Here is a 16,903-nt window from a genome sequence, read left to right on the forward strand (position 1 = left end):
CACCGCGATTTCCTCCCTCGGTGACGCTCCACTCAGACTCGACGCTCCGTGTCCAGCCCCGAGGTGGCGGCGGTCGCGACGGGTACCGTTGGCCCATGAGCGACAACGAGCCCGCCTCCGTGCCCGACCCCGGTGCACCGACCCCCGCGACACCGGCATCCCAGCCCGGGCCAGACCTGGTGGCACCGGATGCCGCCCCCGGCGCACCCGTCGCCGCAGCGCCGGTCGCCTCGGCACACCGCCGCCGTCCGCGGCCCACGCTGCGCTCCCTCCTCACCGACGGGCTCGGCGAGGTCGGCATCCGCAGCGGGCAGATCCTCCTCGGCCTGACCCTCGCGGCCGTCGTGGTGTGGGGGCTCGTGCAGCTGAAGCTCGTGGTCATCCCGGTGCTCATCGCGCTGATCCTGGCTGCCGCACTCTCCCCCGTCATCGGCTGGATGCGGCGCCGTGGCCTGCCCGCCATCGTCGCGACCTGGATCGCCCTCATCGGCGGCATCGTCATCTTCGGCGGCATCATCACGCTCATCGTGTTCGCCGTCCGCGGCCAGTGGGAAGAGCTCTCGAAGTCCGCGACCAAGGGCATCGACGCCGTCGGCGACTTCCTGCAGAGCGGTTCGCTGCCCATCGACCAGGACCAGCTCGACAGCCTCAAGGGAACTGTCACCGACTTCTTCACCAGCAGCCAGTTCGGAACCGGCGCCATCGCCGGCGTCTCGGTCGCCGCCGAGCTCGTCACGGGCGCCCTGCTCGCCGTGGTCGTTCTGTTCTTCTTCCTGAAGGACGGCGACCGCATCTGGGCGTTCTTCCTGCGTCCGTTCAGCGGGCGCAGCCTCGAGCGCGGCCAGCGCATCGGCGCCACCTCGGTCAGGACCCTCGGCGGCTACGTGCGCGGAACGGCCATCATCGCCTTCGTCGACGCCGCCGGCGTCGGCATCGGCCTCGCCATCCTCGGGGTGCCGCTCGCACTCCCGCTCGCCGTCATCGTCTTCATCGGTGCGTTCATCCCGATCGTCGGTGCGACGGTCGCCGGCATCCTCGCGGCCCTCGTCGCCCTCGTCGCGAACGGCCCCGTCGTCGCGCTGATCGTGGTGGGAATCGTCATCGCCGTCAACCAGATCGAGGGCAACTTCCTCCAGCCGGTGGTGCAGGCGCGTTCGCTCAAGCTGCATCCGCTGGTCATCCTCGTCGCCCTGACGGCCGGAACCATCCTCGGCGGCATCGTCGGCGCCGTCCTCTCGGTGCCGATCGCGGCTGTGGCCTGGGCCATCGTCAAGGCCTGGAACCCCGACGACGAGCCCGCTCCCCCGTTCGCAGAGCCCTCTCTCGCCGAGAAGACGGGAACGGTGTGAGCATGAGCGAGGTCGGAGACTTCATCGCGGCCGTCCCCTCCGCCCGGAGGCGAGCCGATGCCGAGACCCTGCTCGGCCTCTACACGAGGGTCACCGGCGAGCCGGCCGTGCTGTCCGGCACCATCATCGGCTTCGGCAGTTACCACTACACGTACGACAGCGGCCGAGAGGGCGACGTCGCCGCAGCGGGCTTCGCGCCCCGCAAGGCTGCCATGTCGATCTACCTGACCGACGGCATCGGCCGGTACACCGAGCAGTTGGCGCAACTGGGACCGCACACCTCGGGCGTCGGATGCCTCTACATCCGCGACCTCTCGGCCATCGACATCGGCGTGCTCGAGCAGATCATCACCGAGTCGTACACGACGCTCACGAGCGACACGTACAAGCTCCGCGCGCGCGACGGGCAGCCGGCGCCCGAGTGATCCGACGCCGGGCGGCTGACTCCGCTCGCTGAGGGCCGAGCGAAGCGACCGCTCGAAGCGCCGACCGAGCTGACCCGCACTCCACATGTGGCCCGTTCTGGGGCGGCATCCGGGCGAGCCTGAGTGGGCGGCAAGTGCGAGGCTCGATCCCATGCTCCGACGACCGTCCGCCCTGGCAGCCACGACCCTCAGCCGATTCGCCCGGCTCCCGAAGGCGGCCAGGGTCGCCGCCATCACCGTCGTCGCGATGCTCGTGCTCTGCGGGGCCACGGTCCCCGCCGTCGCCTTCGCCGTCGATCAGCACGATCGACAGGTCGCCCTCGAGCTCTCGGCGGGGGAGGTCGCCGCCGAGAGGAAGGCCTCGACTGAGGCGGCAGAGGCGCTCGCGGTCGCCAAGGACACGGCGGGCGAGTACAACGTCGGGTTCGTGGGGTTCAGCGTCTCGCTCGCGGCAGCGGTCAGTCCTGATGCGGTGGCCGCGTTCGAAGCCGCCCGCGTGAGACTCGCCGTGGCGATCGCGAACGGCGACGCCGAGGAGGTGGCCGCGGCCATGGACGCCGTCGCCGCCGCGCTCGACGACCTCGTAGCCAGTGCCCGCACCCAGGCCGACGCTCTCATCTCCGCCAGCCCGCTCGCCGAGCAGGCGTCGACTGACGCACTCGGGAAGGCACTCGCCGACCTCGCGAACGCCACAGACATCAAGGCGGCGCTCGTCCTGGTGAAGACGGCCGCGGACGCCGTCACCGCATCCCAGGCGACGGGCCAGGCTGCGGCCGACGCCCAAGCTGCCGCTGACGCACAGGCCGCGGCAGATGCCCAGGCCGCGGCTGACGCCACGGAGCACGAGGCACCCGGTTCCCCGATCGCCGGAGATCCACCCCCAGTATCCGGCGCCGACGCCTACGACCCCGGAATCATCGGGATGGATCCGGTGTACACCGGGGAGGACTGCGGGCAGCCGTCGGCCAGCCAGGTCATCGCGCTCGACTTCGGCTGGGAGGCGCGAGAGGGCAACACGGTCGACATCTACTACGCGTACACGGACGTCTCCGCGCAAGCGACCGACGGCTTCGTCCTGCTCGCCTCTGGGCAGGGATCATCGGGATCAGTGGGAATCCCGCGCACGTGCCCGGCAGACGGTTCATGGCTCTACGTGACGGTGATGCTGGTGGCGAGCAACTCGAGAGGGTCGGCGTCCACCTGGTACTGGGGCCTCTGACGACGACACTGACCCAGCCCGCGGAAGACGTGCCAAAGCGCCGTGCGAGCGGAAGCTCGAGCATCCGCTCGCCGAGGACCAAGCAGAGCGACCGCTCGAAGCGCCGACCGAGCGGCATCCGAAGGAGGGAACGGGCTCGTCGAACGAGCCTCTTGTTGTAGCGGGAGCGGGACTTGAACCCGCGACACCACGATTATGAGCCGTGTGCTCTAACCACCTGAGCTACCCCGCCGCGGACCTTCGACGCACACTTCACGTCGAGAGTCTGAGCCCCCTGTGGGAATCGGACCCACTACCTCTTCCTTACCAAGGAAGTGCTCTACCAATGAGCTAAGGGGGCCAAAGTGTGGGGCGCTCGGGAGCGCGCCACGTTTTTGGCACCAGTAGAGAATAGCATCCGCAGAGCGCCTCTCTGACCGCGAGGCACCCCGCGGAGGGCTACACCTCCGACACCGCCGACACAGCCGCAGTCACTCCCGGCAGCACCCACGCCGAGAACGACGGGCCGCTCCCCTGCAGGCTGATGCCGTCGACGGATGCCGCCAGCCGGCCGTCGCCGAACGCCGGCGTTGCGGCATCCGCCCCCGCAAGCGCCGTCGTGGGCAGGGCGACGTCGTAGTCGGCGCGCGCAGCGACGCAGAGCACGGTCTCCGACGCGGACTCCCGCGCGTAGACGAGCACGTCCTCGCCCACGTGCAGCCAGCGCATGCTGCCCGTCGAGAGGGCGAGGTGCGCGCGCCGCAGGCCGATGAGCGACGCGTAGAGGTCGATGCGCGACGCCACCTCGGCTTCACCCGTCGTGCTCCACGGCATGGGCGTGCGCGACGCCTCGCCGTCTTCGCCCGTGAGTCCGAACTCGTCGCCCGCGAAGACGACGGGTATGCCGGGCAGCGTCACCGAGAGGCCGAGCGCCACCGGAGTCACGCCGGGCCGTGCCGAGGTGGCGAAGCGCGGGGTGTCGTGGGTGTCGAGCGCGTTCATGGCTCCGAGCCGGGTGCGCCACGGGAAGCCGGCCGCGAACTGCGTGTGAGCCTCGACGAACTGCTGCCCGGTGAAGTCGGGCACCATGCCCAGAGCGAAGCCCAGGCCGCCGAAGGCCGTGTTGCCCGGGACCAGCAGCCACGACCACAACGGACGCGTGAAGTTCGCGTAGGTCATGGCGCCGTGCCACGCGTCGCCCTGGAAGTCGCCGGCGGCGTCGTTGGTCGACTCCCCGAGCAGGATGGTGTCCGGGTTCACCTCGGTCATGGTGCGGCGGATGATGCGGCGCACCTCGGCATTGTGGTCCTCGTCGAGGTACCGGCCCGTCATGTTCGCGACGTCGATGCGCCAGCCGTCGAGGTTGAACGGAGGCTGCAGCCAGCGCGCGACGACGGACTCCTCGCCCTCGATGAATCGGCGGCGCAGCACCTCGGAGTTCCAGTTGAACTTCGGCAGGCTGGGCACTCCCAACCACGAGACGTACGACCGTCGAGGCGCCGCGGCGGGGGCGGCATCCGTCACCGCGTAGCTGGCATCGACGGCATCCGCCGCCGACGCCGACTCATCGGGGGCGAGCTCGGCCTGCACACTGTCGAGCCAGTAGTAGAACGCCGCCTCATCGGAATCGGCGTCGGCGAGGGCCGAGGCGAACCACTCGTGACCGTCGCCGGAGTGGTTCGAGGTGAGATCGCCGATCACCCGGATGCCGCGAGCGTGCGCGGCCTCCACCAGACGTACCAGCGCCGCGTCTCCGCCGAGCAGGTCGTCGACCTCGGCGAAGCTGGTGGCGTCGTAGCGGTGGTTCGAGCGTCCGGGGAAGACCGGGGTCAGGTAGAGCAGGTTGACGCCGAGGCCAACCAGGTGGTCCAGCTTGCTGCGGACTCCGTCGAGGTCGCCGCCGTAGAACTGCTTCGAGCGTCCGGGCGGCCTGGTGTCGACGGGGTCGCCCCACGCTGCGGCGATGGCCCAGTCCGGCGTCTCGCGCGAGTCTGCGGCATCCGACCGCGCGAAGCGATCGGGGAACACCTGGTAGAGCACGCTCTCGGCGGCCCAGTCGGGGGCGTCCGCGCCTGCCGCGATGCGGAAGTCCTCGCTGTCGAGGGTCTCGACCTGCGAGAGGCCGCGGGCGTTGAGCCAGTGCTGACGGCCATCGTCCGTGACGATCAGCCAGCGGTAGTGGTGCACCGGATTCTCGACCTCGACGGTGGCCTGCCACCAGTCCCAGCCGTCGGCACTCGCCACCAGGGCGGCCTCGGCGAAGCGCGGCTCGCGGTTGGGGTTCGACCTCACGTGCACGCTTGCGACGGCCCCGAAGGTGTGGGGCACGCGCATCCGCATCACCAGATCCTGTCCGAGCGACGGATGCTGCTCCTCTATATACAGCGGAGATCCGTCGTGGTGCGGCAGGTGGGTGAGAGGCACGGCGTCATCCATTCGTCGACGGTATCGCCCGGATGTTACGGGCAGGTGTGCAGGATGAGAGAGGTTTCACGTCCCCTACGGGGAGCGAAACCTCTCTCATCCTGCACATGGCTCGTTACTTGACGGCGCCGGCGGTCAGCCCGCCCACGATGTAGCGCTGCAGCAGCAGGAACAGCACCACGACGGGCACGGCGGCCATGATCGCCCCGGCCGAGAAGGCGCTCCAGTCCGCGTAGCGCGGGTTGGAGACCAGCTTCACGAGCCCGACGGCGAGGGTCTGCTTGTCGGGGTCGATGAGCACCACGCTCGCGATCACGTAGTCGCCGAAGGTGGCGATGAACGACAGCAACGCGACCACCGCGAGGATCGGCGCGACCAGCCGCAGGATGATCGTGAAGAAGATGCGCGCGTGGCCGGCTCCGTCGATCTTCGCCGCCTCATCGATCGAGGCGGGAATGGTGTTGAAGAACCCGTACATGAGGAAGGTGTTCACGCCGAGGGCGCCGCCCAGGTAGACCATGATGAGGCCGATGTGGGTGTTGAGGCCGATCGCCGGGAAGAGATCGCCGATCGCGTTCAGCAGCAGGAAGATCGCGACGACGGCCAGCATCTGCGGGAACATCTGCACGACGACGATGGTCACGAGCCCGAAGCGGCGGCCCGTGAACCGCATCCGCGAGAACGAGTAGGCGGCGAGGGCTCCGAGGAACACCGTCGCGATGGCGGTGATGCTCGCGATGATGATGGTGTTCCAGTACCAGGGCAGGTACGGGACCTGCGGGTCGGTGAGGATGCGCGCGTAGCTGTCGAGCCCGAACTTCGAGAACAGGGCGTTCGAGCCGGTCAGAGTGCCCTTCGGGTTCAGCGAGGCCGACAGCACGAAGACGAGCGGGAACAACGCGAAGACGCTCACGATCACGCCGACCAGGTGGCGCCAGCCCGTCGCACCGAACCAGCGGCCGAAGTTGAACGGGCGACGCCTGTCGGCGGGTCCACGCAGGTGCGGGGGCGGCGTCGGGTTCTGGGCCGCGGCATCGGCCTCGAGGATCAGGGCCTCGGTGAGGCCGACATTGGTGCCGGGCACCGGCTTCTGCGCGTTCATCAGTTGAGATCCTCCAGCGCCTTGGTCTTGCGGAAACTGACGATGGCGATGACCGCCACGATGATGAAGATGATGATCGCGAAGGCGCTGGCCAGGCCGTAGTCACGCGTCTGGCCGGTGAAGGCGACCTTGTAGACCATCGAGATGAGGATGTCGGTGAATCCGACGGGGATCGGCGCGTTGGCGTCTCGCGGACCACCGTTGGTGAGCAGGTAGATCAGGTTGAAGTTGTTGAAGTTGAACGCGAACGACGCGATGAGCAGGGGCGTCAACGTCACGAGCAGCAGCGGCAGCTTGATGAGCCTGAAGATCGCCCAGGGTCTGGCGCCGTCGACCGTCGCGGCCTCGGTGATGTCTTCGGGAATGGCCTGCAGTGCACCCGTGCACACGAGGAACATGTACGGGAAGCCGAGCCAGAGGTTCACGATCAGGATCGACACCTTCGCCAGGGTCGGATCGGTGAGCCACGGTATCTCGGCCCCGCCGAAGATCACCTGGTTGATGAAGCCGAAGCTCTCGTTCATCATGCCCGACCAGACGAGAGCGGTGAGGAACGCCGGGAAGGCGTAGGGCAGGATCATGATGACCCTGTAGTACTTGCGTCCCTTCATCCGCGGGTCGTTGAAGACGATCGCGAGGAACAGGCCGAGGAAGAATGTCGTGGCCACCGACAGGATCGCGAAGACGAACGTCCAGATGGTGACGTAGATGAGCGGACCACGGATGCTGGAGTCGGTGAAGGCGCGCACGAAGTTGTCGAAGCCCACGTTCACCTGCCAGCCGGGCAGCAGTTCGGAGCCGTCCTCGGCGGTGAACGCTCCGGTACCGGTGTTCGAGTAGACGATGCCGGTCTCGGTATCGGTCATGGTGTCAGCGGCCTCGTCGTACTCGAGCGACGAGGTGTAGAGGTAGGCCGAGCGGCCGTCCTGGGTGCGCAGCGCCCCGTCGTTCGGATCCTCGGAGAACGGCACGGAGAGCTCGGTGATCTCATCGGTGCGCTCGATCACCTGGGCGAAGTCCAGACTCGTGGCGTTGGGGATGGCCACGGCGAGTCCCCCCTCGACCGTCGCATCCGACACCTCGTGCAGCGGGGTCTCGTTGTTGCCGACGCTGACGGTGCCGTCGGGGGCTGTGACGAGCAGGCCGAGCTGTCCGGCCTCGTCGATGACGGTGACGTCGTAGGTGGCCGAGTCGGGAACGCGCACCAGGGCAGAGCTCATGAGCGAGTCGATGGCCTGTTCCTGCGTACCGTTGTGGCCGGTGCCGTAGTTCGTGAACGCCACGTAGCCGGTGTAGACCAGCGTGAAGATCTGGAAGACGACGAGGAACAGCACGCCCGGTGCCAGGTACTTGGCCGGCAGCTTGCGCGGCGAGAAGTAGATCCAGTTGAACAGGGCGGTGACGACGACGACGATCGCCGCCACGAGCCACTGCTCATGCCCGACCAGCACGAAGAGGGCGTACAGCGCGATCGCATCGACCACACCGAGCAGCACGATCTTCAGCAGAAGCATCTTCGTGCCGACGGATGCCGCCTCGGCGACGCGAGCGGCTCGCTTCTGGTTCCTCGTCGGCGGCGGGGTGGAGCCGGCCTCGACGTCATCGGTGATGGTGCTCATGTACATCCTCGTTCTCGTCGCCCGGGGTTCGCATCGTCGGCTCTACGCCTCGTCAACGTCGCCCGACGAACACCGAAACCCGGTGCGGATGCCGTCGGCATCCGCACCGGGTCGATGGGTCGTGTTACTTGATGGCGGCCTGCACGTCGCTGGCCAGCTTCTGCCAGGTCGTGACGGGGTCTGCGCCGTTGATGATCGCAGCCTCGGCGATGCCCCAGTACTGCCAGACCGAACCCATGGCCGGGATGGCCGGCATCGGAACGGCGTCAGCGCCGACGGTCTCGAAGCCCTTGATGATCGGGTCCTCGGATGCAGCCTCGGCTGCGGCCGTGAGGGCGGGCAGCACGTTGCCGGCCTTGAACAGCTCGAGCTGCACGGCCTCGGTGCCGATGTAGTTGACGAGGAAGTCGGTCGCGGCGACCTTGTTCTTCGACTCGGCGCTCATGAAGAAGCCCTTCACACCGGCGAACGGCTGTGCGGCCTGGTCGGTGGGGCTCGGGATCGGGTCGATGGCGACGTTGATGCCGGCATCCGTCGCCGCGCCCACGTTCCACGGGCCGGTCAGCCAGAAGGCGGCCGTGCCGTCGAGGAAGGCCTGCTTGGCGATGTCACCGTCGATGTCGGTGTTGAAGGCGCCGGTGCCGTTCTTGCCCTGGCTGCCGAGCCAGGTGGCGAACTGCTCGCCGCCGGCGTTGCCGAGCTGGAGGTCGGTGGGGTCGTAGCCCTCGGCTCCGGAGCCGAAGACGGGAGCACCGAACGCGGTCTGGAACGGGTAGAGGTGGTACGGGTCGCCCTCGGCGCCCTGCTGCACGACGAACGGCTGGGTGAGGCCGGCGGCCTTGCCCTTGGCGATCATGTCGTCGAAGCTCGTGGCCGGCTCGGCGACGAGGTCGGCGTTGCGCAGCATCGCGATGTTCTCGACGGCGTAGGGCAGGAGGTAGGTCGTGCCCTCGTAAGTCGAGGCGTCGATGGCGACGGGGAGGTAGTCGGCTGCGGCGTCGCCGAGCTCGAGCGGAGCGACGACACCGTTGGTCGAGAGCTCACCGAGCCAGTCGTGGGCGCCCATGACGATGTCGGGGCCCTTGCCGGTCGGAACCTGCTGGATGAAGTCGTCCTTGATGGTCGACGTGTCCTTGCCGACGAGCTTCACGTCGATGCCGGTCTTCTCGCTGTACTCAGCGGCTGCACCCTTCAGCGCGTCAACGCGCTCGGAGTCCACCCACACGGTCAGGGAGCTGGTGCTGCCGCTGGCCTTCGTGTCGTCGGAACCGCCGGTGCTGGCCGAGCAACCCGACAGAACCACGGCGGCCGTGAGCGCTACGGCTCCGAGCCCCACAAGACCCTTCTTCTTCACCATCATTGGTGTCGCCTCTCGTTATGAACGCTGATGTGGAGAGAAATCCTTCACCCGCGGGAGGCGCGAAAGGTCGTTCTCTCGACTCGCCTGCAGAAATGCAAGCGATTACATGTATACCCGCTCGGACGGGTAACGCCAAACTGCGCAAGGAGAACCGATACGGGGTTGTGACCTCTGATACCTGCCCGAAACATGCAATCGCTTGCATTTCGCCGATTTCGCGTATGGTGTCGCCATGAGCACTGAGAAGACCGTGGCCGCCGAGGCGAGCCCCGCGGCCGCCGTCGGCGACGCGTCCGAGGCCGCATCCGCTTCCACGAATCCGGCCTCGGAATGGTGGAGAACCGCCGTCATCTACCAGATCTACCCGCGTTCCTTCGCCGACGCGAACGGTGACGGCATGGGCGATCTGGCCGGCATCACCCACCGACTCCCGGCGCTCGCCGACCTCGGTGTCGACGCGATCTGGCTCTCGCCGTTCTACACCTCGCCTCAGCGCGACGCCGGCTACGACGTCGCCGATTACTGCGACATCGACCCGCTCTTCGGAACCCTGACCGACTTCGACGTGATGAAGGACGCCGCGCACGCCCTCGGCATCCGTGTGATCGTCGACCTCGTCCCCAACCACTCGTCGAGCGACCACGTCTGGTTCCAGGCCGCCCTCGCGTCTCCGGCCGGCAGCGTGGAGCGCGAGCACTACATGTTCCGCGATGGCCTGGGCGAGAACGGCGAGCTGCCGCCCAACAACTGGGAGTCCGTGTTCGGCGGGGCCGCCTGGACCCGCGTGACCGAGCCCGACGGAACCCCCGGCCAGTGGTACCTGCACCTCTTCGACTCCTCGCAGCCCGACCTCAACTGGGACGACCCCTGGGTGCGCGAGCAGTTCCGCGACATCCTGCGGTTCTGGCTCGACCGCGGAGTCGACGGCTTCCGGGTCGACGTGGCCCACGGCATGGTGAAGAAGACCGGCCTGCCCGACTACACGCCCGCCGAGGGTACCGGCAGCATGGGCGGCGGCACAGCCACGCTCGAGCCGGCCATCAGCACCGAGCTGCCCGACCTGCCGCCGTACTGGGGCCAGGACGGCGTGCACGACATCTACCGCGACTGGCGCGAGCTCCTCGACACCTACCCCGGCGAGCGCATCCTCGCGGCCGAGGCCTGGGTCGATCCGCTGTCGCGCATGGCCGATTGGGTGCGTCCGGATGAGATGCACCAGGCCTTCAACTTCGCCTACCTCGAGACACCGTGGGATGCCGCGGCCCTCCGCTCGGTCATCGACGAGTCGCTCGAGGCCTTCGCGGCCGTCGGCGCCCCGTCGACGTGGGTGCTCTCCAACCACGACGTGGTGCGCCACGCCTCGCGCCTCGCGCTCACCGCCGAGAACCTGCAGGGCCACGGAATCGGCCCGAAGACCGTCGGTCTCCCCGATCCCGAGGTCGGCCTGCGCCGGGCGCGCGCCGCGACGGCGCTCATGCTCGCGCTCCCGGGTTCCGCCTACCTGTACCAGGGCGAGGAGCTCGGCCTCCCGGAGGTCATCGACCTGCCCGACGACGCCCGCGAGGACCCCACCTGGTTCCGCACGAACGGCGAACGCTACGGACGAGACGGATGCCGCGTGCCCATCCCGTGGGAGACCGGCGGTCCGTCCTACGGCTTCGGCCCGACGACAGCGTCCTGGCTCCCGCAGCCGGCCGCGTGGGCGCAGTTCGCCCGCGACCAGCAGGCCGGCGTCGAGGGATCGACGCTCGAGCTCTACAAGCGCGCCCTGCGGTTGCGTCGCACGTACGCGCTCGCCTCGGGCTCGCTCGTGTGGGGTGAGTCCGGCGCTGCTTCCGGCGCGGCTGGCGCTGGCGCCGGTGCTGCGGCTGGTGCTGATGCCGCGGCTGATGCTGATGCTGCGGACGCCGACGTGCTGGTCGTGCGCAACGGGTCGGTCACCGTCGTCGCCAACACCGGCACCGCTCCAGTGGAGCTGCCCGCCGGCGAGGTGCTGCTGAGCAGCGCGCCCCTCACCGGCCGCACCCTCCCGGCCGACACGACGGTCTGGCTCGCCGCCTGACCCTGCACCTTCCTGCTCCATATGCAGGATGAGCTCGGTTTCAGGCCTCCTGGGCCCTCGAAACCGAGCTCATCCTGCATATGAGTAGGCGATCGGCCCTCGGGGACGGACGCTGCCCCATCGATGCTCATCCCGGCGCACCAACTCGAGGATCGCTCCTGCGATCTCGTCCCAGCGCGTCATGATCATCTTGTAGCTGAGCCTCAAGACGAGGTAGCCCCGCATCATCAGCGCGAAGTCGCGGCGTCGATCCTCCTCGAAGGCCTCGCCGGTGTGGAACTGCTCACCATCGAGCTCCAAGACGAGCCTGTCGCCGATGAGGATGTCGACTCGACCAGCGCCGGGAATGTACACCTGCGTGCGATGTCGAACCGCATTGCTGCGAAGGAGGAGCCTCACCAGAGTCTCGAGTCCGGAGTCCGCCGATGGGTCGGCCTGGTCGAACGCCCACCGCTTGGAGATCGGTACGTGTTGGCGCATCTCCGCGAGGTCCGCGCGTGTGATCAGCCGCCTGTTGAGTGCCGAGTCCAGCGCCACCAGAGCAGACCGGACGTCTCCGCAACGAAACATCTCGACCAAGGCGACCTGCAGAGAGTCCCTGCAGAGGTCGAGGCCGGCACGAGTGCTGTAGTGCACGCAGACCCGGTGCGCTTCTGCATCAAGCCGTTGTCTCCGGTCCAGAGGTGAGGCCAGCCGGCTCGCGGTTCGCTTCACTCTGACGTGCAGCCTGTCGTCGCGAAGAGTCCAGAGGCCGAACGACTGGGCGACGGATGCGCCCGTCAAGGTGCCTCCCACGCGCACCGCGCACGTGATCTCCTCCGCAGTGCCCGGGAGCGAGAACCATCCATCCCGGACGCGCGTCAGAGCACCTTGTCTGACAGCGGTGAGAACGACGGAGCGTGGAACTCCGAAGCTGTCGAGCGTGCGGTGGCTGGCGGCTCCCCCGACGCGGGCGACGAGTCCGAGTAGGTCATCCATGCCGCCAGCGTCGCGGCTGCGGCATCCGTGCGGGTCCGGATTCGAAGATCTGTGGATCGATCAGATGCAGGACCACAGCCGTTTCGAGGCTGTGGAGAGAGTGGAACCCAGCTCATCCTGCATATGAGTCAGCTGCGGGAGGAGGCGCGTCAGTTGACGTTCGCGTAGAGCCACTCGAGCGGGTCGGTCCACGGACCGGTCTTGCCGCCGAGACGGATCTCGAAGTGCAGGTGCGGGCCGGTCGACATGCCCGTGTCGCCGGTCTTGCCGATGACGTCGCCCACCTTCACGGTGTCGCCCTCCTTGAAGAGCATCGAACCGTGGATCATGTGCGCGTAGACGCTGGTGACGACCTGGCCGTTGATGACGTGGTCGATCATCATGTGCACGCCGAGGTCTCCGTCGCCGTCTTCGGCGTAGCTGACGACGCCGTCGGCGATGGCCTGGATGGGTGCGCCGAGGCCGGGGTTGAAGTCCTGGCCGTGGTGGTCGCTCGAGCAGCCGGCGCAGTCGCGGGCACCGAACTGGTCGCCGATGTGCACTCCGACGCGGAACGGCCACTGCACGGTTCCGTTGGGGTCGTTGGTGAACGATGCCTCGAGGCGGATGCCGCTCTCCGCGGCGACCTGGGCCACGGTCGAGGTGTCGTAGCCGTCGCGCTGCACGGCATAGGCCGACACGTCATCGCCCACGGTGACGGTCTGCGCGACTCCGCTGTCGGTGCCCGTGGCGGCGGCGATGGCCGCTGCCTGCTGCACGTCGGCAGCCGAGAGCAGCGCGTTGGCCGGAGTCGAGGTGGCGACGGCGAGGAGGGCGACGACGACGATCGCGAGGCCGGCCATCCCCTTCGCGGCGAGGTGACGCGAGACGCGACGGGTGACGGATGTCTGAGCCGGGACGGGGATCGGAGCCGTGGGAACTCCCGCACGCTCGGGCAGCGAGCGCACCGGAGCGGCTCGTCGGCCCCGCGAAGGTGCGGTGACGTCGTCGGCGACGGTGCTGCGCGCCTCCCGCCGTGACGACGGCTGGGCGGGAGCAGGCGGGAGATCTGCCGCGGGAAGTTCGACACGGAGTGCAGCACGATCACGGCCGGGAACCGACGTGGCGGGAACGATGGCGGGGAGGACTGCAGTCGACGGGGTGGCCGATGCGTCGTCGAAGGGCGCGTCGTCCGCAGCGGGAGCAGAAGCGCCAGCGAGAGCGACAGCAGGATCTGAAGCGGTGGCAGCGGCAGCCTCGGGAGCGGCATCCGGAGCAGTGACGCCCTCGGGATTCAGCAGTGCGAGGAAGGCGTCGTCAGCGGCGCGGGAAACGGAGGGGACGTCGGCCGGCACCGGAATCTCGAAGACGTCCGACTCGACCTCGGCGGCAGGGCTCTCCGCGGCAGGGCTCTCGGCGGCCGGGCTCTCGGCCACGACGGGCTGCGAGGCGGCGGAGGACTCGGGTGCGGACAGTGCCGCAGCGAGCTCGAGGGCACGCTCGCGTTCACGGATCTCGCGCCGGGTGAGGCCTGCATCCGGGGACCCTCCAACGCCAGACGAGGCTGGAGTCAGGGGGTCATGACGCAAAACGGTTACCTTCGGCACAGGATGGAACGGGGCGCCACCGGTCAGGGGATACCGGTAACGGATTGGTAAAGGCTAACGAAGCCCACCTGAAAACTCTATGTATATGAGTGGAATCACCCCCACAAGAGTCACAAACGATCATAACCGCCGCCACCTGTGCGCCCGTACAGGTACACCCGGTGTTCACACTGGTTCCGTCGTCGTGGGTGGGGAGGAACAGCGCCGATCAGGCCGTGTATCCGGCCTCGATCAGCAGGCCCTCGAAAGCGTCGAAAAGAGCCGGTTCAGCCGCGATGGTCATGGCCGTGCTCTCGGCTGCGCCGCCGACTCCGCCCACTTTCGCCCCGGCTTCGCGCGCGATCAGGCCGCCGGCGGCGTGGTCCCAGGGATTGAGCCCGCGCTCGAAGTGGACGTCGAGTCGACCAGCCGCGAGGTAGCTCAGATCGAGCGCCGCCGAGCCGATGCGTCGGATGTCGCGCACTCTCGGCAGGATCGTGCGCAGGATCTCGGCCTGCGCCGCGCGCGTCTCCGACGAATAGGAGAAGCCCGTGGCCACAAGTGCGTAGGGCAGCTCCACGCCCTGGTTGACCGCGAGGCGGGTGTCGCCGAGCCACGCTCCTCCCCCGGCGCTCGCGCGGTAGGTCTCGCCCGCCGCAGGGCCGACGACGACCCCGGCGAGCGCGTTCCAGGTCGCCGGGTCGGGGTCGCCCTCCACGACGGCGACGCTCACAGCCCAGGCCGGCAGCCCGTAGAGGAAGTTGACGGTGCCGTCGATGGGGTCGACGACCCAGGTGAGGCCGCTCGACCCGCCCGAGGCATCCGATTCCTCGCCGAAGAAGCCGTCGTTCGGCCGGGCGTCGGCAATGAGCGAGCGGATGAGCGCCTCGGTCTCGCGATCGGCCTGGGTCACGATGTCGGTCGGCCCCGACTTCGTGGCGGCGACGTCGACTCCCTCGCGACGGCGCTGCAGGGCGAGGGCGCCTGCCTGCGTCGCGATGTCGTGGGCGAGGGTGAGCAGGTCGGAGTTCGCGGCAGCGGTCATGACGGCAACGCTACTCCGGGCGACGGATGCCGCTCCGGGAGACGGACGGTGACGGATGCCGCCCCGAGCCGAGCGGCATCCGTCACCCGCACCGGGATCAGACGATCGCGGTGCGCAGCCCGTCGACGAGCGGCGTCGTCGGCCGACCGATGAGACGCGCGAGGTCGCCGCTCGTCTCCGCGAGCAGTCCGTCGCGGATGTTGCCGTCGAGCGCCACGACGAATCCGGCAGTGCCCTCGTCGAGCCCGGCGGCGGCCAGCGCCGCGAGGTGCTCCTCGGGGCTCAGCGACCGGAAGGTCACCGGAGTGCCGAGAACCTCGGAAGCCGCCTCCGCGAGTTCGGCGAAGCTCCAGGCGACGTCGCCGCTCAACTCGTAGACCACGCCCTCGTGGCCGTCGGTCGTGAGCACGACGGCCGCAGCCTCGGCGTAGTCGGCGCGGCTGGCGCTCGAGACGCGGCCGTCGCCCACGGAGGCTGCGATGACGCCACTGGGGCCGGCATCCGTCACGGTCCCGACGTAGTTCTCGGTGTACCAGCCGTTGCGGAGGATCGTGACGGGGAGGCCGGATGCCTGCAGCAGGTCCTCGGTCGCCTTGTGCTCCGGCGCGAGGACGAGAGGGGAGGTCGTGGCCTTCGGTGCGCTCGTGTAGACGATGCGCCCGACGCCGGCTGCGACCGCCGCGTCGATGGCGTTTCGGTGCTGCTCGACGCGCTGGCCGACCTCGCTGCCCGAGACGAGGAGCACGGCGTCGGCGCCGTCGAAGGCGGCGGTGAGGGACGCGGCATCCGTGTAGTCGATGCGCGCGGTGCGCACTCCGCGCTCGGCGAGGTCGGCGAGCTTCTCGACCGAGCGACCTCCGGCGACGATGGTGGCGGGTGCGACGCCGCGTGCGAGGAGGGATTCGACGGCGAGGCGTCCGAGGTGGCCGGTGGCTCCGGTGACGACGATGGTCATGATGAGGTCCTTTCCCGAGGGAGGAAGTCAGAGGTTGCGAACTGCGTACGGGGGTGCCAACGGAAGGCCGACGGGATTACTTCCCACCGTGCAGTACCCACTTTTTGGTAAGGTACCCACATGACGGTAAGTGACCCCCGGCTCGACGACCTGCCCGGCTACAGCGGCGGACGATTTCCGGCGGCGTGCAACAGCCGCACTGTTCTCGACCATGTGACGAGCAAGTGGGGCGTCCTCGTGCTGCTCACCCTCTCGGCCGGCAGCCTGCGCTGGGGCGAGCTCCGGCGCACCATCGAGGGCATCAGCGAGAAGATGCTGGCGCAGACCCTGCGCACGCTGGAGGCCGACGGCTTCGTGCTGCGCGAGGCCCAGGCCGTCATCCCGCCGCGCGTCGACTACAGCCTCACGGAGCGCGGACGCGAACTGGCCGACCGCCTCATTCCCCTGATGGGCTGGATCGCCGACAACGCCGACGAGATCGTGGACGGCGGGATGCGGCAACGCGCCTGAGCGGCATCCGGAAACAGAAAAGGCCCCGATTCACGGGGCCTTCATGTTGGTGGCGAGTGAGGGATTCGAACCCCCGAATGCTGAGCAGTCTGATTTACAGTCAGATCCCTTTGGCCGCTTGGGTAACTCGCCGAAGCGCACCCGACCACATGCAACCACATGACCGAAGACGCGTCATAAGGATACTCGGCAGATCGCCAGTCGTGAAATCGACGGATGCGGCGGGCCAGGCACCCACCAGACAGGGTCGACGCGCAGCTCGGCGGCCCGCACGGCGACTGCACGGCGACCGGCCCACCGACCGGCGCACC

13 protein-coding genes and 3 tRNA genes are annotated in these 16,903 nt (G+C 68.6%); 5 read left to right on the plus strand and 11 right to left on the minus strand.

Annotated elements, in window-relative coordinates:
* The first annotated feature begins 95 nt into the window (after positions 1–95).
* The 3 genes from E4M00_RS08095 (at position 96) to E4M00_RS08105 (ending at position 2,993) form a co-directional block, all read left to right on the plus strand.
* On the plus strand, positions 96–1,349 hold the full coding sequence (locus tag E4M00_RS08095) for an AI-2E family transporter (protein ID WP_135120017.1): 1,254 nt from the start codon (positions 96–98) through the stop codon (positions 1,347–1,349).
* 2 nt (positions 1,350–1,351) lie between these two features.
* Positions 1,352–1,774 (plus strand): DUF1801 domain-containing protein, encoded by a 423-nt coding sequence (locus tag E4M00_RS08100; protein ID WP_135120018.1) that lies wholly within the window; start codon positions 1,352–1,354, stop codon positions 1,772–1,774.
* Positions 1,775–1,925: 151 nt separating this feature from the next.
* Positions 1,926–2,993: a hypothetical protein gene (locus tag E4M00_RS08105; RefSeq protein WP_135120019.1), complete on the plus strand. Its 1,068-nt coding sequence runs from the start codon at positions 1,926–1,928 to the stop codon at positions 2,991–2,993.
* 158 nt (positions 2,994–3,151) lie between these two features.
* Here the strand turns inward: E4M00_RS08105 and E4M00_RS08110 are convergent.
* The 6 genes from E4M00_RS08110 to E4M00_RS08135 all read right to left on the minus strand — a co-directional run bounded on the left by E4M00_RS08110 (position 3,152) and on the right by E4M00_RS08135 (position 9,477).
* Positions 3,152–3,225 (minus strand) — tRNA-Met (locus E4M00_RS08110).
* 36 nt (positions 3,226–3,261) lie between these two features.
* A tRNA-Thr gene (locus E4M00_RS08115) sits at positions 3,262–3,333 on the minus strand.
* Between the two features lie 98 nt (positions 3,334–3,431).
* The gene (locus tag E4M00_RS08120) at positions 3,432–5,408 is read right to left on the minus strand and encodes a glycoside hydrolase family 13 protein (protein WP_135120020.1); all 1,977 of its coding nucleotides are present in this window, start codon (positions 5,406–5,408) and stop codon (positions 3,432–3,434) included.
* A 103-nt stretch (positions 5,409–5,511) separates the two neighbouring features.
* On the minus strand, positions 5,512–6,498 hold the full coding sequence (locus tag E4M00_RS08125) for a sugar ABC transporter permease (RefSeq protein ID WP_135120021.1): 987 nt from the start codon (positions 6,496–6,498) through the stop codon (positions 5,512–5,514).
* The gene (malF, locus tag E4M00_RS08130) at positions 6,498–8,117 is read right to left on the minus strand and encodes a maltose ABC transporter permease MalF (RefSeq protein ID WP_135120022.1); all 1,620 of its coding nucleotides are present in this window, start codon (positions 8,115–8,117) and stop codon (positions 6,498–6,500) included. Before malF ends, E4M00_RS08125 begins: the two co-directional genes overlap by 1 nt.
* A gap of 124 nt (positions 8,118–8,241) precedes the next feature.
* The gene (locus E4M00_RS08135) at positions 8,242–9,477 is read right to left on the minus strand and encodes a sugar ABC transporter substrate-binding protein (protein WP_135120023.1); all 1,236 of its coding nucleotides are present in this window, start codon (positions 9,475–9,477) and stop codon (positions 8,242–8,244) included.
* Between the two features lie 232 nt (positions 9,478–9,709).
* Between E4M00_RS08135 and E4M00_RS08140 the strand changes: the two genes are divergently transcribed.
* On the plus strand, positions 9,710–11,539 hold the full coding sequence (locus E4M00_RS08140; protein ID WP_135120024.1) for a glycoside hydrolase family 13 protein: 1,830 nt from the start codon (positions 9,710–9,712) through the stop codon (positions 11,537–11,539).
* A gap of 69 nt (positions 11,540–11,608) precedes the next feature.
* Here E4M00_RS08140 and E4M00_RS08145 read toward each other — a convergent pair whose 3' ends face one another.
* The 4 genes from E4M00_RS08145 to E4M00_RS08160 all read right to left on the minus strand — a co-directional run bounded on the left by E4M00_RS08145 (position 11,609) and on the right by E4M00_RS08160 (position 16,082).
* Complete coding sequence (locus E4M00_RS08145) at positions 11,609–12,517, minus strand: endonuclease domain-containing protein (RefSeq protein WP_135120025.1); 909 nt, start codon at positions 12,515–12,517, stop codon at positions 11,609–11,611.
* Between the two features lie 149 nt (positions 12,518–12,666).
* Complete coding sequence (locus E4M00_RS08150; protein ID WP_135120026.1) at positions 12,667–14,085, minus strand: M23 family metallopeptidase; 1,419 nt, start codon at positions 14,083–14,085, stop codon at positions 12,667–12,669.
* Positions 14,086–14,311: 226 nt separating this feature from the next.
* Positions 14,312–15,127, minus strand: a complete 816-nt coding sequence (locus tag E4M00_RS08155; RefSeq protein WP_135120027.1) for an inositol monophosphatase family protein — start codon at positions 15,125–15,127, stop codon at positions 14,312–14,314.
* A 97-nt stretch (positions 15,128–15,224) separates the two neighbouring features.
* On the minus strand, positions 15,225–16,082 hold the full coding sequence (locus E4M00_RS08160) for an SDR family oxidoreductase (protein ID WP_135120028.1): 858 nt from the start codon (positions 16,080–16,082) through the stop codon (positions 15,225–15,227).
* A 120-nt stretch (positions 16,083–16,202) separates the two neighbouring features.
* Here E4M00_RS08160 and E4M00_RS08165 point away from each other — a divergent pair, with 120 nt between their 5' ends.
* Complete coding sequence (locus E4M00_RS08165; RefSeq protein ID WP_135120029.1) at positions 16,203–16,592, plus strand: winged helix-turn-helix transcriptional regulator; 390 nt, start codon at positions 16,203–16,205, stop codon at positions 16,590–16,592.
* A gap of 47 nt (positions 16,593–16,639) precedes the next feature.
* Here E4M00_RS08165 and E4M00_RS08170 read toward each other — a convergent pair.
* Positions 16,640–16,724, minus strand: a tRNA-Tyr gene (locus tag E4M00_RS08170).
* Positions 16,725–16,903 lie beyond the last annotated feature (179 nt).

The organism is Orlajensenia leifsoniae, assembly GCF_004570845.1.
GTDB lineage: Bacteria > Actinomycetota > Actinomycetes > Actinomycetales > Microbacteriaceae > Orlajensenia > Orlajensenia leifsoniae.

Coding starts and splice junctions, on each gene's coding strand:
- malF (WP_135120022.1), bottom strand. CDS start 8,117: ATGAGCACCATCACCGATGACGTCGAGGCCGGCTCCACCCCGCCGCCG.
- E4M00_RS08105 (WP_135120019.1), top strand. CDS start 1,926: ATGCTCCGACGACCGTCCGCCCTGGCAGCCACGACCCTCAGCCGATTC.
- E4M00_RS08155 (WP_135120027.1), bottom strand. CDS start 15,127: ATGACCGCTGCCGCGAACTCCGACCTGCTCACCCTCGCCCACGACATC.
- E4M00_RS08120 (WP_135120020.1), bottom strand. CDS start 5,408: ATGGATGACGCCGTGCCTCTCACCCACCTGCCGCACCACGACGGATCT.
- E4M00_RS08165 (WP_135120029.1), top strand. CDS start 16,203: ATGACGGTAAGTGACCCCCGGCTCGACGACCTGCCCGGCTACAGCGGC.
- E4M00_RS08135 (WP_135120023.1), bottom strand. CDS start 9,477: ATGATGGTGAAGAAGAAGGGTCTTGTGGGGCTCGGAGCCGTAGCGCTC.
- E4M00_RS08145 (WP_135120025.1), bottom strand. CDS start 12,517: ATGGATGACCTACTCGGACTCGTCGCCCGCGTCGGGGGAGCCGCCAGC.
- E4M00_RS08140 (WP_135120024.1), top strand. CDS start 9,710: ATGAGCACTGAGAAGACCGTGGCCGCCGAGGCGAGCCCCGCGGCCGCC.
- E4M00_RS08100 (WP_135120018.1), top strand. CDS start 1,352: ATGAGCGAGGTCGGAGACTTCATCGCGGCCGTCCCCTCCGCCCGGAGG.
- E4M00_RS08125 (WP_135120021.1), bottom strand. CDS start 6,498: ATGAACGCGCAGAAGCCGGTGCCCGGCACCAATGTCGGCCTCACCGAG.
- E4M00_RS08160 (WP_135120028.1), bottom strand. CDS start 16,082: ATGACCATCGTCGTCACCGGAGCCACCGGCCACCTCGGACGCCTCGCC.
- E4M00_RS08095 (WP_135120017.1), top strand. CDS start 96: ATGAGCGACAACGAGCCCGCCTCCGTGCCCGACCCCGGTGCACCGACC.